The organism is Streptococcus oralis (assembly GCF_026782285.1).
In the GTDB taxonomy this organism is placed as follows: domain Bacteria; phylum Bacillota; class Bacilli; order Lactobacillales; family Streptococcaceae; genus Streptococcus; species Streptococcus oralis_CG.
In genome coordinates this window covers 463,968-479,065 of sequence record NZ_JAKUWG010000007.1, presented here as the reverse complement: position 1 = coordinate 479,065, position 15,098 = coordinate 463,968, and the positions used below count along the sequence as shown (strand labels likewise).

General features: G+C 40.1%; 15 protein-coding genes. 9 read left to right on the top strand and 6 right to left on the bottom strand.

Translation table 11 applies throughout. From position 1 onward, the window contains the following. Positions 1-22 precede the first annotated feature (22 nt). From MK403_RS07465 to MK403_RS07435, 7 genes are all read left to right on the top strand, one after another. Complete coding sequence (locus MK403_RS07465; RefSeq protein WP_268709444.1) at positions 23-1,378, top strand: MATE family efflux transporter; 1,356 nt, start codon at positions 23-25, stop codon at positions 1,376-1,378. Between the two features lie 154 nt (positions 1,379-1,532). Further along, positions 1,533-2,501 carry a thiamine pyrophosphate-dependent dehydrogenase E1 component subunit alpha gene (locus tag MK403_RS07460; RefSeq protein WP_268709443.1) on the top strand — a complete coding sequence of 323 codons (969 nt, stop codon included), beginning with the start codon at positions 1,533-1,535 and terminating at the stop codon, positions 2,499-2,501. Between the two features lie 16 nt (positions 2,502-2,517). Next, on the top strand, positions 2,518-3,510 hold the full coding sequence (locus MK403_RS07455) for an alpha-ketoacid dehydrogenase subunit beta (RefSeq protein WP_268709442.1): 993 nt from the start codon (positions 2,518-2,520) through the stop codon (positions 3,508-3,510). A 417-nt stretch (positions 3,511-3,927) separates the two neighbouring features. Further along, complete coding sequence (locus tag MK403_RS07450; protein WP_268709441.1) at positions 3,928-4,971, top strand: dihydrolipoamide acetyltransferase; 1,044 nt, start codon at positions 3,928-3,930, stop codon at positions 4,969-4,971. A 46-nt stretch (positions 4,972-5,017) separates the two neighbouring features. After that, positions 5,018-6,721 (top strand): dihydrolipoyl dehydrogenase, encoded by a 1,704-nt coding sequence (gene lpdA, locus MK403_RS07445; protein ID WP_268709440.1) that lies wholly within the window; start codon positions 5,018-5,020, stop codon positions 6,719-6,721. A gap of 59 nt (positions 6,722-6,780) precedes the next feature. After that, positions 6,781-7,770 (top strand): lipoate--protein ligase, encoded by a 990-nt coding sequence (locus tag MK403_RS07440; RefSeq protein WP_268709439.1) that lies wholly within the window; start codon positions 6,781-6,783, stop codon positions 7,768-7,770. A gap of 105 nt (positions 7,771-7,875) precedes the next feature. After that, positions 7,876-8,517 carry a hypothetical protein gene (locus MK403_RS07435; RefSeq protein ID WP_268709438.1) on the top strand — a complete coding sequence of 214 codons (642 nt, stop codon included), beginning with the start codon at positions 7,876-7,878 and terminating at the stop codon, positions 8,515-8,517. Positions 8,518-8,594: 77 nt separating this feature from the next. Here MK403_RS07435 and xerS read toward each other — a convergent pair whose 3' ends face one another. The 6 genes from xerS to ylqF all read right to left on the bottom strand — a co-directional run bounded on the left by xerS (position 8,595) and on the right by ylqF (position 14,322). Further along, positions 8,595-9,665, bottom strand: a complete 1,071-nt coding sequence (gene xerS, locus MK403_RS07430; protein WP_125426221.1) for a tyrosine recombinase XerS — start codon at positions 9,663-9,665, stop codon at positions 8,595-8,597. Between the two features lie 178 nt (positions 9,666-9,843). Beyond that, a complete protein-coding gene (locus MK403_RS07425) occupies positions 9,844-10,281 on the bottom strand; it encodes a MepB family protein (RefSeq protein WP_025170981.1) in 438 nt (145 codons plus the stop codon). A 65-nt stretch (positions 10,282-10,346) separates the two neighbouring features. Then, positions 10,347-11,087 carry a CPBP family intramembrane glutamic endopeptidase gene (locus MK403_RS07420; RefSeq protein WP_268709437.1) on the bottom strand — a complete coding sequence of 247 codons (741 nt, stop codon included), beginning with the start codon at positions 11,085-11,087 and terminating at the stop codon, positions 10,347-10,349. A 50-nt stretch (positions 11,088-11,137) separates the two neighbouring features. After that, positions 11,138-12,688: a ClC family H(+)/Cl(-) exchange transporter gene (locus MK403_RS07415; RefSeq protein WP_268709436.1), complete on the bottom strand. Its 1,551-nt coding sequence runs from the start codon at positions 12,686-12,688 to the stop codon at positions 11,138-11,140. A 16-nt stretch (positions 12,689-12,704) separates the two neighbouring features. After that, positions 12,705-13,484, bottom strand: a complete 780-nt coding sequence (locus MK403_RS07410) for a ribonuclease HII (protein ID WP_268709435.1) — start codon at positions 13,482-13,484, stop codon at positions 12,705-12,707. Beyond that, on the bottom strand, positions 13,471-14,322 hold the full coding sequence (ylqF, locus tag MK403_RS07405; RefSeq protein WP_268709434.1) for a ribosome biogenesis GTPase YlqF: 852 nt from the start codon (positions 14,320-14,322) through the stop codon (positions 13,471-13,473). Before ylqF ends, MK403_RS07410 begins: the two co-directional genes overlap by 14 nt. Before the next feature lie 209 nt (positions 14,323-14,531). Here ylqF and mazE point away from each other — a divergent pair, with 209 nt between their 5' ends. After that, positions 14,532-14,747 (top strand): type II toxin-antitoxin system PemI/MazE family antitoxin, encoded by a 216-nt coding sequence (gene mazE, locus MK403_RS07400; RefSeq protein ID WP_001098942.1) that lies wholly within the window; start codon positions 14,532-14,534, stop codon positions 14,745-14,747. Then, the gene (locus MK403_RS07395) at positions 14,731-15,087 is read left to right on the top strand and encodes a type II toxin-antitoxin system PemK/MazF family toxin (RefSeq protein ID WP_061427366.1); all 357 of its coding nucleotides are present in this window, start codon (positions 14,731-14,733) and stop codon (positions 15,085-15,087) included. Before mazE ends, MK403_RS07395 begins: the two co-directional genes overlap by 17 nt. Positions 15,088-15,098 lie beyond the last annotated feature (11 nt).

The following is a 15,098-nucleotide window of genomic DNA, read 5'->3' as shown; positions in this document are numbered from 1 at the left end:
AATATAAGAATAGAGAGCGTATATGTATCCAACCCATCAATTTAAAGATAAGTTTGTCTTATTTCTTAAGATATTTTTTCCTATCCTAATTTATCAATTTGCCAATTATTCTGCCTCTTTTGTTGATACAACTATGACTGGGCAGTACAATACCATGGACTTGGCAGGAGTATCAACTGCAACGAGTCTATGGAATCCTTTCTTTACTTTTTTAACAGGGATTGTTTCGGCCATGGTTCCCATCATAGGCCATCATCTAGGACGAGGTAAAAAGAAAGAAGTGGCATCTGACTTTTACCAATTCATCTATCTAGCTTTTGGACTGTCTTTGATCTTGCTCGGGATGGTAATATTCTTAGCGCCCCCAGTTTTAAACCATATTGGACTAGAAGAACAAGTGGCAGCAGTTTCGGTTTCTTATCTTTGGTATTTGTCCATCGGAATTATTCCCTTGTTGCTTTTCAGTGTTATCCGATCGCTACTTGATTCTCTGGGCTTGACCAGGCTATCTATGTACCTCATGCTCTTATTGCTTCCTTTAAATTGTGGATTTAACTATTTGTTAATTTACGGTGCCTTTGGTTTTCCAGAGTTAGGGGGAGCAGGAGCAGGCTTGGGTACTTCCCTAGCTTACTGGTGCCTCCTTGGTATCTCTGTCATCATCCTTTTAAAACAGGACAAGTTAAAAGAGTTTCATCTGGAAAAACCACTTCCGCTTAATCTAGTAAAGATCAAAGAAGGGATTCGTTTGGGCTTACCAATCGGTGGTACAGTTTTTGCTGAGGTGATTATTTTTTCAGTCGTTGGTTTGATTATGGCTAAATTCTCGTCTATGATTATTGCCAGCCACCAGTCAGCCATGAACTTCTCAACTCTCATGTATGCCTTTCCGGTGAGCATTTCCTCTGCCATGGCCATAGTTGTTTCTTATGAGGTTGGGGCTAAGCGTTTTGATGATGCCAAGACCTATATCAAAATTGGTCGTTGGCTAGCGTTGATATTTGCAGGTTTTACCTTAAGCTTCCTCTATATCTTGAGAGATGCCGTAGCCAGTTTATATGGAAATAATCCAGACTTCATTGAACTAACATCAACCTTCCTAACTTATAGTCTATTTTTCCAGTTAGCAGACACCGTTGCAGCTCCTTTACAAGGAATTTTGAGAGGTTACAAGGATACGGTAGTTCCCTTTTATCTTGGTGTAATTGCTTACTGGGCTGTGTCCATTCCACTAGGTTTATTCTTAGACCATGTGACAACGTGGGGAGCCTATTCTTACTGGATTGGTTTGATAGCGAGTTTAGTCGTTAGTGCTATCCTCTATCAATGGCGCTTGCAAACAATTATGAAAAGTTTTGAAGTTTCCAATGTCAAATAAACTTTGTGAAAAAATGTTTTAATTTATAGAAAATCCCGATAAACTGGGATTTTCTTTTTGTATTTTGTGAAAGAATGTAAGCATATATTTTGACAGTGCTTTCATAATGCGATAGAATGAAGACATAAAACTTTAAACCTAGAAAGGCGAGATTATGTCAACTTTAGATAGAAATCTCTTGCTAGAGATGTTCCGTAAGATGGAAGAAATCCGTCGTATGGACTTAAAAATTGCACAATTAGTAAAGAAAGGGAAAGTGCCAGGAATGACGCACTTTTCTGTTGGAGAAGAGGCAGCTAACGTGGGTGCTATGTTGGCTCTCAATCAAGATGATCTGATCACCTCAAACCACCGTGGTCATGGACAAGCTATCGCCAAAGGAATTGACCTCAACGGCATGATGGCTGAAATCCTTGGGAAATACACTGGAACTTGTAAAGGAAAAGGTGGTTCCATGCACATTGCAGACCTCGATGCTGGTAACCTCGGTGCTAATGGTATCGTAGGTGGTGGTATGGGAATCGCTGTCGGTGCAGCTCTCAGTCAGCAAATGCAGAATACTGGAAAAATCGTTGTTTGTTTCTTTGGAGATGGGGCGACCAACGAAGGTGTCTTCCACGAAGCAGTGAACATGGCTTCTATCTGGAAACTTCCAGTCATTTTCTATTGCATTAACAACGGTTACGGTATCTCTGCGGATATCAAGAAAATGACTAATGTGGAACACATCCATCACCGTAGCGCAGCTTATGGAATTCCTGGAATGTTTATCGAAGATGGAAACAATGTCATTGATGTTTATGAAGGATTTAAGAAAGCTGTAGACCATGTTCGTGGTGGCAATGGTCCGGTCTTGATTGAAAGTATCACTTATCGCTGGCTTGGTCACTCATCATCTGACCCTGGTAAATATCGTACGCGAGAAGAAGTGGAATTGTGGAAACAAAAAGACCCAATTGAAAACCTCCGCAATTACCTCATTGAAAATACTATTGCAAGTGCTCAAGAATTGGAAGAAATCCAAGCGCAAGTCAAGGAAGCGGTAGAAGCATCTGTTAAATTTGCGGAAGAAAGTCCGTTCCCGCCACTAGAATCAGCATTTGAAGATATCTATGCAGACTAAGGAGAAAGAGATAAAAATGGAAACAAAAACAATGTCGTTCCGTGACACCATTATCCTTGCTATGTCTGAGGAAATGCGTCGCGATGAAAATGTATTCTTGATGGGAGAAGATGTCGGTGTCTTCGGAGGAGACTTCGGAACTTCTGTTGGAATGCTTGAAGAATTTGGTCCAGAACGTGTCCGTGACTGTCCAATTTCTGAAGCTGCCATCTCGGGAGCAGCAGCAGGAGCAGCCATGACAGGACTTCGTCCAATCGTTGATATGACCTTTATGGATTTCTCAGTCATTGCTATGGACAATATCGTCAACCAAGCCGCTAAAACACGTTATATGTTTGGTGGTAAAGGGCAAGTTCCGATGACCATTCGCTGTGCAGCTGGTAACGGAGTTGGTTCCGCAGCCCAGCACTCGCAATCTCTAGAGTCTTGGTTCACCCACATCCCTGGTCTTAAGGTTGTAGCTCCAGGTACACCTGCGGACATGAAAGGATTACTCAAGTCTTCTATCCGTGATAACAACCCTGTTATCATTCTTGAGTACAAGTCAGAATTTAACCAAAAAGGAGAAGTGCCAGTTGATCCAGACTACTCAATCCCACTTGGAGTTGGCGAAATCAAACGCGAAGGAACGGATGTAACAGTTGTTACTTATGGTAAAATGCTTCGTCGTGTGGTTCAAGCTGCTGAAGAATTGGCAGAAGAGGGAATTTCAGTTGAAATTGTGGACCCACGTACCCTTGTTCCTCTTGATAAAGATATCATCATTAACTCAGTGAAGAAGACTGGTAAGGTGGTGCTTGTCAACGATGCCCACAAAACAAGTGGCTATATCGGAGAGATTTCAGCTATTATTTCAGAATCAGAAGCATTTGACTATCTAGATGCACCAATCCGCCGTTGCGCAGGAGAAGATGTACCAATGCCTTACGCACAAAACCTAGAAAATGCAATGATTCCAACCGTTGAAAGCATCAAAGATGCCATCCGTAAAACCTATAATAAAGAGTAAAATCACATAAGATAAATTATGTAAAAACTTGTAATTTTTGACTTTAGTAACTTGAGATATGTTTTGTATCTAAGTTGATAGTATAGTTGTTACAGGAACGAATTGAATCGTTATTATTCGATGAGTCACTTAGTAAGTCTACTAGGTTGACCGCCTGATAGCGGCAACCGTAGTAACTTGTAATTGAATTCGGACGGAGGTCTGTGAAAAAAAGATAGATTTCCTTGTGTTCATCGAACACATCGTCAATCTCCTATTTTTTCATTGCCCTCTTCGTCCTTAATATCTTATATTCGAACACGGGCTAAAAGCTCGGAAAAAAGATAAATCTTCTTGGCTTTATCGAAGCCTGCGTAGATTTCCTATTTTTCAGTCGCTTTTTACGCCCTTAGTATCATAATTAGAATTGGAGAGGTCATGGCTGATGACAAGCTAAGAGCGACTCCTGCGGCTAGAAAGTTAGCGGATGATCTAGGTATCAACCTCTACGACGTTTCTGGCTCAGGTGCAAACGGTCGTGTCCACAAAGAAGACGTGGAAACTTATAAAGACACAAACGTGGTTCGCATTTCGCCACTTGCAAAACGAATTGCCCTCGAACACAATATTGCTTGGCAAGAGATTCAAGGAACTGGCCATCGTGGCAAGATTATGAAGAAGGACGTTTTGGCCTTGCTTCCTGAAAATATTGAAAACGATACTATCAAGTCTCCTGCTCAAATCGAAAAAGTGGAAGAAGTTCCAGACAATATCACTCCTTATGGTGAGATTGAGCGTATCCCGATGACGCCAATGCGTAAGGTTATTGCCCAACGTATGGTTGAATCCTACTTAACTGCGCCGACCTTCACGCTCAACTACGATGTGGATATGTCAGAAATGCTGGCGCTTCGCAAGAAGGTTCTTGATCCGATTATGGAAGCAACTGGTAAGAAAATTACGGTTACTGATCTTCTTTCACTGGCTGTTGTTAAGACTTTGATGAAACATCCTTACATCAACGCTTCATTGACAGAAGACGGCAAGACCATTATCACTCATAATTATGTCAACCTTGCTATGGCAGTTGGAATGGATAATGGATTGATGACACCTGTTGTTTATAATGCTGAAAAGATGAGCCTTTCAGAGTTGGTTGTAGCCTTCAAAGATGTCATTGGTCGTACCTTGGATGGTAAATTGGCTCCAAGTGAACTTCAAAATTCAACATTCACAATCAGTAACTTGGGAATGTTTGGCGTTCAGTCCTTTGGTCCGATCATCAACCAACCCAACTCAGCCATTCTGGGTGTAAGTTCGACAATCGAGAAACCAGTTGTTGTCAATGGTGAGATTGTTATCCGACCAATCATGAGTCTGGGATTAACCATTGACCACCGTGTCGTAGATGGTATGGCTGGTGCTAAGTTTATGAAAGACTTGAAAGCCCTGATTGAGAATCCGATCTCAATGTTGGTTTAAAAAATACAGTATTTATTTTTAAAGATATAGATAAAGGAAGTAAGACATGGCCTTAGAAGTAATTATGCCAAAAGCCGGCGTGGATATGACAGAAGGACAAATCGTCCAATGGAATAAAAAAGTCGGTGAATTTGTAAAAGAAGGAGAAATCCTTTTGGAAATCATGACTGACAAAGTCAGCATGGAATTGGAAGCCGAAGAAGATGGCTACCTGATTGCCATTCTCAAGGGTGATGGCGAAACTGTCCCTGTAACGGAAGTTATCGGTTACCTTGGTGAAGAAGGGGAAAATATTCCAACAGCTGGAGCAGCTGCGCCAGAAGCTAGCCCGGCGCCTGCAGTTAGTGCCTCAAACGAAGACGGCAAGAGCGATGATGCCTTTGATATCGTTGTGATTGGTGGGGGTCCTGCTGGATATGTAGCGGCTATTAAAGCAGCCCAACTTGGTGGTAAGGTTGCCCTTGTTGAGAAATCTGAACTCGGTGGAACCTGCTTGAACCGTGGCTGTATCCCAACCAAGACCTACCTTCACAACGCTGAAATCATCGAAAACATCGGTCATGCAGCAAACCGTGGTATCGTCATCGAAAATCCAAACTTCACTGTTGATATGGACAAACTTTTAGAAACTAAATCTAAAGTTGTCAATACCTTGGTAGGTGGTGTTGCGGGTCTTCTTCGTAGTTACGGAGTTACTGTTCATAAGGGTGTTGGTACCATTACTAAAGATAAGAATGTCTTGGTTAATGGTTCAGAGTTGCTTGAAACTAAGAAAATTATCCTTGCTGGTGGTTCAAAAGTCAGCAAGATCAACGTCCCTGGTATGGAATCATCACTCGTGATGACAAGTGATGACATTCTTGAAATGAACGAAGTTCCAGAAAGCCTCGTTATCATCGGTGGTGGCGTTGTCGGTATCGAACTTGGTCAGGCATTCATGACATTTGGTTCAAAAGTGACTGTTATCGAAATGATGGACCGTATCGTTCCAGCTATGGATGCGGAAGTTTCTAAGAATCTTCGCTTGATTTTGGAACGCAAAGGCATGACTATCTTGACAGGTACAAAACTCCAAGAAATCATCGAGGAAAATGGTCAACTTCGTATCAAGGTTGAAGGAAAAGATGATATCATCGCAAGCAAAGCTCTTCTTTCAATTGGCCGTGTGCCAGATCTTGAAGGAATTGGCGATGTTGAGTTTGAATTGGATCGTGGACGCATCAAGGTCAACGAATACATGGAAACTTCTGTTCCAGGTATCTACGCACCAGGTGACATCAACGGTACTAAAATGTTGGCGCACGCGGCCTTCCGCATGGGTGAAGTTGCTGCTGAAAATGCCCTTAAAGGAAATCATGCTGTTGCCAAATTGAACTTGACTCCTGCAGCCATCTACACTCTTCCTGAAGTAGCAGCAGTAGGTTTGACTGAAGAACAAGCACGTGAGAAATACGATGTAGCCATCGGTAAATTCAACTTTGCTGCCAACGGACGTGCTATTGCATCGGATGCTGCTCAAGGCTTCGTAAAAGTCATTGCAGATAAGAAATACGGAGAAATCCTTGGTGTTCACATCATTGGTCCTGCAGCTGCAGAATTGATTAACGAAGCGTCAAGCATCATCGAAATGGAAATCACTGTTGAAGAAATGCTGAAGACTATCCACGGACACCCAACCTACTCTGAAGTGATGTACGAAGCATTTGCTGATGTTCTAGGAATGGCAATCCATTCACCTAAGAAAAAATAAAACGAAGATAGATTAGACTGGAAAGATATTTTCCAGTCTCTATCGTATAAAGGGATATCATGAAATACATTATCAATCATTCAAACGACACTGCCTTTAATATTGCCTTGGAAGAATATGCCTTTAAACATCTTTTGGATGAGGATCAGATCTTCCTTCTTTGGATTAACAAACCTTCTATCATTGTTGGTCGTCACCAGAATACTATTGAAGAAATCAACCGTGATTATGTTCGCGAAAATGGTATTGAGGTAGTCCGCCGTATCAGTGGTGGTGGAGCTGTTTATCACGATTTAAACAACCTCAACTACACCATCATTTCAAAAGAAGATGAAAACAAGGCCTTTGACTTCAAGAGCTTCTCAACTCCAGTTATCAATACCTTAGCTCAACTAGGCGTTAAAGCTGAGTTCACAGGCCGTAATGACCTAGAGATTGATGGCAAGAAATTCTGTGGAAATGCCCAAGCCTATATCAATGGACGTATCATGCATCACGGTTGCTTGCTCTTTGACGTTGATTTGTCAGTCCTTGCTAATGCCCTCAAGGTTTCAAAAGACAAATTTGAATCAAAAGGTGTGAAATCCGTTCGTGCCCGTGTAACCAATATTGTCAATGAATTACCTGAAAAAATCACAGTTGAAGAATTCCGTGATTTGCTATTGGAATACATGAAAAAAGAGTACCCAGAGATGACTGAATACGTTTTTTCTGACCAAGAATTGACCGAAATCAATCGCATCAAAGATACTAAGTTTGGAACTTGGGACTGGAACTACGGTAAATCACCAGAATTTAACGTCCGTCGTGGAACAAAATTCACTAGTGGTAAGGTTGAAGTCTTCGCTAACGTCATTGAATCAAAAATCCAAGATATCAAGATTTATGGAGACTTCTTTGGTATCGAGGACGTTGCAGCTGTAGAAGATGTCCTTCGTGGTGTGAAATACGAACGCGAAGACGTCCTTAAAGCCCTAGAAACTATTGACATTACACGCTACTTTGCTGGTATCAGCCGCGAAGAAATCGCTGAAGCGGTAGTGGGGTAAGGAAAAAGAATCCATTTATGATGGATTTTTTTATTAGGGTTAAACTTAATAATCATGCTGATTAGATTATAATAGAGATGAAAAATGAAAAGGAGTTATTCATTAATGTTAGAAATTCCAGTAGAAAGCCTTAATCTATTTGAACAGTTAGACCGCAATGTTGTTGCTTTTTATAGAAATGAAGAAATTTCCCAAACAGAAAGTTTAAATATAAGTATCACACAAGAACATTATGATAAGAAAAATAAAGAGCTGCAGCCTTTAGGATACCAAGCTGTTCAAATACCTTTAGGAATGGCTTTAGATAATGTAATCCAGCAAGCCTATTTCCAAAATCTTATAATTGGCGGTCTTCTTTCCGATGAAATCAAAGTAAAGAAAGAGGACTTAATGCCTTTGAAAGACATTGTTGATAGTTTTTGTATTATGTACGCTGCAGCAAATAACCGACTGGAAAATGGTAAAGCTTATGAACTGATGAAGGATAAGACAGTGTATTTTATTGGTAAACTGTTGACTGACAGTCTTAAAAAAGGTGACGAAATTTCGTATATGGGAATCGAAAGAGAATCAGCTGATGGAACTTCTTATGAAGCAGTAAAATGCTTTCTAACTAAAGAGAGTGCTGAGCAATATAATGATGCAAAAAGACCAGTAAGCCACGCAAATTTAGCTTATCTGAAAGCCTTTTGGGGTAATCCAGTAATAATCGAGCCCCATCGTAACTACTGGATTGAGCTTAAATAAACAAAAAACGAAAGATAATAGGAATTGGTCTTTCGTTTTTAAGTAATCTTTAATTTACATAATTAATTTTATGTATTTTACAAACTATCCAAAGCATTCTTTTGTTCATCATTGACGATATGGGTATAGAGGTCAGTGACTTGTGTACTAGCGTGTCCTAGCTGATGGCTGACCAAAACTTGCGATTTAGTAGCATCATAGAGCCTAGTCGCCAGGGTATGGCGCAGTTTGTGGGGAGTTACACGCACTTTGAAGTCCTCAGAGTACTTAGCAACCATTTTCTCAACGCTGGAAGCATCGATACGATTGGGAACACCACGATATAAGGTCAGAAAGAGTGCTGTATCCGTCTTTTCCGTCTTATAGCGTTGATTTCGAATGGCTAGATAATTCTCTAGATAAGGCTTGGCAAAGGCAGCGACATTGACCGAGTCACGTTTGCCACCTTTTCTAATGACATCTATAACCATCATTTTGAGATTAAGGTCTCTTAGATCCAGATTAACAGCTTCAGATAAGCGGACACCGGATGCTAGGAGAAGGGCGATAATGGCCAAATCACGTTCTTTATTTTTATTGAATGACGAGAGAGCGCGATTTGAGAGTTGTTGTGGATACTCTTGGTCGATATAAGTCAGAAAACCTTCTGTTTCATCGCCTAGAAAGAGCTTTTGCTTGATGTTTTCAGCTCTGGCAGCAAGGGTTTCTTTCTTTTTCTTGGTTGAAACTTTCTTCATTACATTACGATAGAAATAGGGCTCTCCTTGGTCGTTTTCAACTTCCTCGGTTAAATACTTGTAAAGACTGGAAAGTGCTGATAAGGTTCGATTGATGGTCGTCTGAGAAACGCCTTGTTTGGTTGTATTGGCATTCAGCAAAGGTCGTTCTCTTAGATATAGGATAAAGGATTCCATATCTTTCTTTGACATGTTTTCCAAGACCGATAAAGGAATATCAGCCATTTTATCAGCATTTGAAATCCCAGACTCTAAAACCCAGCTGAAAAATCGGTCATATTCCTTGAGGTATTCGTACAAGGTTGTAAAGCTATAGGGGACAGCAAGCTTAGATTGGTAGTATTCCAGAACATACCAGGGCATGATTTGTTTTAGTTTGTCGATTCGTTCTAGTAAAATCTCACGTTTCATGTATTTTCTCCATAATTAAGTCTACTAGTAGTATAGCATAGACATATTTATTTTTCAAGAAAATTATAGTTTTTCGGAAAGACGTTGTAAGTGTTTGATGGATTCTAGAAAAAACAAAGACCTGGTTCTACAATCATAAGAAACAGGTCTTTTGTGTGTATGTAATCCGGCAATATGTTTATATTTCAATTTCTCTAAAATATTGCAATTGCCATTTTTGTGTTGCTCGAGCTGTTGTATTTAAATTTGAGCACCAAGGAGGATAAAATCGCATAGACATTTTTCCATTGCTATCTTTTGTCGACAAAATGTTTTTACGAATAGCCACCTCGTTTGGAATAATGAATAGTCCCCTCTTATCATTATCAATGATAACGATTATAAGTTCATTTCCTAAGTCCTCATTGGTATAAGGAATGTTCTTGTTGTTTTGGTCTTTTTTCCAAAAAACTGTAAAATATCCTTCTTTTTTTGGTGTTCTTTTTGCCAAGCGGCATCTTTTATACCCTTGCTCTTCCTTTATATTGATAAGAATACCTTCGTATTTTTCATTGTATTTTTCTTCAATGAAATCAAAATCACCATAAAAATTATATAAAACATCGAGTATTTTCATTATGATGTATGTCCTCCTTAGCAAATAACTTTTCCAAAGAATAATACTGTTTCCAACAAAATCAGCTACCGACTATGCACATCTTTTTTATGTATTACCATATAGCAGGATACCAAGATGACGAAAATTTTGATTAGGTAGGTTTCGTATCGATCAATATCTATGGTTAGCTGAGACAAGACGTTAATGATCGAATGTGTCATAACGCAAATACAGAGATTCTTTGTTTTGATATAAAGAGCTGAGAGTATGAAAGAATTCGTCAGCAATCCAAATAAAAACGGTAGAATTTGCAGAGTTGCTAGGGAACCATCAATGTAAAAGAACAACAGATACCAAATCGCCCAGCTGAAAAAGGTTAGGATTGTTGAGTAAAAATATGGCAACTTTTCTTGTAAAATTGGTTGAAAAACATATCGCCATCCAATCTCTTCTATACCGCCAAAGACAATAAATTTGAAGAACATCAAAAATGGGAGATACCAGCTAAATTCTACTATTTGCCCACCAAACATTAGAAAAGAAAAATCAAGGACAATAAGGAAAAAAGATAATAAATAATGTTTGTAACTGGTATGAATGTTAAAAAAATCGTTAACGATCTTCTTAAAAGGAATATGAAAATAGTGATTTGCAACAATGATTCCCCAAAGTGCTGAAGAAATGCCACCTAAAATGATTCCTAAAATAGTTAATAGATTGGACTGAACAGAAAAATGATTCAAGAGAAAGAAAAGGAGACAAACTGATACTATTTGGCTAAATGTGCCTAGCAAATATACTGCAATTGCCTTATTTCTTTTCATTGAGAATCCTTTCAACAATATTTTACGTAAAATAAATTATGTAAAAAAACTTACAACAACAAATCTTTGACTTTTCCAATTTCACTTTTTGGAATCACTAGGTGAATCATATCACCCAGATACATTCTAGTTGAGCCGTTAACTGTTTGGCTTTTGCCATTATGGACTTGGGTGGTGATGAGTACGTTATGTGGCAAGTTGAGCTCGTGAACCTGTTTTCCAGCAATCTTATCTGATACAGGGATTTCAATGAGGGTGACTTCTCCTTCGTCTGTCGCTTCTTCTGGCAGCATTTTTTCTAGCATGGCCTCATAGACTGGTGCTCCCTTGAGCAGATCCATGACGATGTAGGTGACTAAGGTCACTAAGCCCAGTGGCATGAGGTTGCGAATATCCCCAACCATCTCAGTTACGAGGATCATGGCAGTTAAGGGTGCCTTGGAAATTGCCCCAAAGTAGCCACTCATTCCCAGAATGACAAATATAGGGAATTGCTCCTGACTGACAAGCCCAAGGTTGACACAAATGACACCAACTAGGGCACCAAGTAAGGAACCGAGCGCCAGAATGGGTAGGAAGATTCCTCCTGGGAGGCCACTTCCATAGCTAATCATGCTCCAAACAAAGCGAATCAAAAAGTAAGCTAATAAAACCTGAAAACTAAAATCTTGCTCAGTTAGGGAAAGAACGACCTGATTTCCACCACCGAGAATTTGTGGTAAGAAGATGCCGACTGGTATGATAAGGATAAAAGCCAAGATTGGATAATAAGCTCTATCCAAATGGATTTTTTGACCAAGCCAATCATAAACTCGACCAACATTGAGGACAGCTTTCTCATAGAGAAAACCAGAGAGCCCGAGAAAAACTCCCATAACTAGGTAAATCCAATACTGGTCTAGAGTCATGAGAGGAATGTTGTCTGGCATATCCAGTACGGGTGTTAGGCCAAATATGAGTAGTGAGACAAAGTTTGCTACGATGCTGGCTGCTAGAGTTGAGACCCAGAAAAAGCGAGAAAAATGGTGATAGACTTCTTCGACAACAAAGAGCAACCCAGCAATCGGTGCATTAAAGGCAGCTGCTAATCCTGCTGCAGCACCACTGGCAATCAGGGAGCGTTCTTCAACTGGACTGGATTTTAGCCACTTGGCAATGCCTTTACCACCAACTGCTCCAAGTTGAATACTTGGCCCTTCTCGTCCCAGCATAAGGCCACTGGCAATAGCAAGAATCCCTAGAATATATTTTTTCCAGAGAACACTCCACCAGTTAAGAGTCATGAGTCCTTTTAGTTCGGCTTCGACTTGAGGAATTCCTGAACCCTTGATATCTTTTTCTGACCGAGTTAGTTTCGCACTGAGCCAGCAAACTATTACATAAAATAGACCAATGAAAAAAAGATTGCGCACTAGGTGCGCTGGTTCTTGATAGAGTCCTTGTATCAGATGGAAGCCCTTTTCGATTAAGAAACGAAAGGATCCGACGATTAGCCCGACGACGAGACCAACAATGATTCCTCGTCCAACTTGGGATAATATGGTGCTTGAGGCAAAGGCAAATTCTTTCTTGGACCGAAGTATTTCTGACTGTTCCTCCATAATCATTTCCTCCAACTTAACTTTCTTTATTTGCTACGACCAGTGATTTTATCGGTTCAAAACTGGTTCGATGAATAGGAGTAACTCCTAGTTTTTCGAGACCTTCTAAGTGTTTAGCAGTTCCATAACCAGCATTGGCAGCGAAATCATATCCAGGAAATTGGTTGTCATAATCCTTCATTAGATTATCCCGTGTTACTTTAGCAACTATGGATGCTGCTGCGATTGAGAGAGAGTTGGCATCTCCTTTGATAATGGAGGTTTGTGAAATTGGTAACTCCAGTTTCATGGCATCTATCAAGAGGTGCTCGGGTTGGGGACTGAGCTGGGAGATTGCTTCTTTCATGGCTAGTTTGGTTGCTTCATAGATATTGACTTGGTCGATGACTTGATTATCCATGATACCAATCCCGATTGATAAAGCTTGATCTTGAACGGCTTGATAAATCTCCAGATGTTTCTTTTTAGGAATCTTCTTGCTATCGTTGAGGCCTTTAATCTTACAATTTTTAGGCAAGATAACAGCTGCAGCGACTACAGGTCCAGCCAGTGGACCACGACCAACCTCGTCAACACCTGCTATTAAGGTCAATTCTTGCTTATAAAGTTCTTTTTCATAGGAAAGCATAGTTTCCAGGCGAAGGTCTTCATCCAGTTCAGCCTGAATGGCTTTTTTACGCTTGCTGATTTCCTTTTGAACTCCAGAACGAGGATCCTTTTCCAGTTCAAGAAAAAGGGGATTGTCTAAGTCATTAACCCGAGCAAGAAGTTCTTTGATTTCTTTAATCGTCGTCATCGATATCGTCCAATGTATCTAAAGTGTAGTTACCGAGTTTGCCATCGCGGACTTCCTTGACGAAGAGACTGTAAAAGCGGTCGTAGTCATCTCGGAATCCAAGGGCACGGGTCATATCCATGATGATAACAGGCGCTTCTTCTTCTATCTTCATTTGTTTGAAGCGTTCAGCTAGCTTTTCTGGATAATATTTTTTGAAATAATTGAGACCAAAAATGGTCACCTCATCCATAGGAAGCAACTGGTCTTTGATAGCTCCAGTCAAGGCTAGTTTTAGAGCGACGGTTTCATCTTCGAACTTAGGCCAAAGAATCCCTGGTGTGTCTAGGATTTCAAGGTCTTTATTGGTTTTGAGCCATTGTTGCCCCTTGGTAACACCTGGTTTATTGCCGACAACTGCAATCTTTTTCCCAGCCAAACGGTTCATGAGAGTTGACTTGCCGGCATTTGGAATTCCGATAATCATGGTCCGCAAGGTTTCAATTTTGATACCGCGTTCTTTCTGGCGTGCAATCTTATCAGCCATGAGCTTTTTAGCTGCATCTGTCACAACTTTTACAGTAACTTGCTCTTTGGAATTGATAGCCAGTGTTTGAATTCCCTGTGATTCAAAGTACTGACGCCATTCTTTTGTCATTGCTGGATCAGCTAGGTCTGCCTTGTTTAAAATCAGAAGTTTTGGTTTGTCACCAACAATTTTATTTAACATAGGATTTTGACTAGATAGAGGTAAGCGAGCATCCACCAAAATCGTAACAAAATCAACAAATTTTAAATTCTCCTGAACCTGTCGCCGAGCCTTAGACATGTGGCCCGGAAACCATTGAATAGTAGCCATAATATTTTCCCCTTCCGACTAAAAAAACGTAATAAAACGTTTTCTTTCTCACCATCTATTCTATCATAAATTAGGTGCTTTTGCACAGGCTTTGACTAAAATAAAATCACACTATAGAACATAACTTAATTTATGTAATTAAACATTTGCTTGACTTTTTTTGCTGTTAGGTATATACTTTGTATATACGGTTTCGTGGAGGTGGAGCGATGAATACAGTAAAGACTCGGAAAGTGGGAAACTCTCTCACTGTGACTATTCCTAAAAATTTAGGTATGACAGAAGGTCAAGAAATGGTCGTCTACAAAGGAATTGATGGAGTCATTGTCTTAGCTCCAAAACTGAAAGATCCTTTTGATGGGATTACTGATTTAAGAATGACAAACGATTTTGAAGGGGTAAGGTCACTTGATAGCGAAATCTGACTATATTCCTGAAAAGCAGGATATCATTTGGCTGGACTTTGATCCATCAGTCGGTCGAGAAATTCAGAAAAGGCGACCTGCTTTGGTAGTTTCTAGGAGAGAATATGCCTTACAAACTGGTTTTGTGGCTGTCTGTCCTATCACCCATGGCCAACATCGTTTGGCAGAAAAAGGCTTGCTCGTACCTGTCTCGTCGGATAAGGTAGATGGCGCTGTCAATCCATTTCAACTGTATACTTTTGATTTTCGGATGCGTAATGCTCAAAAAATAACAAGAATGGACACGCAGTGTTTTCAGAAAGTAGTCCAACTTTACCAGTACATCTTCGGAGATACATAAATCCTACCATG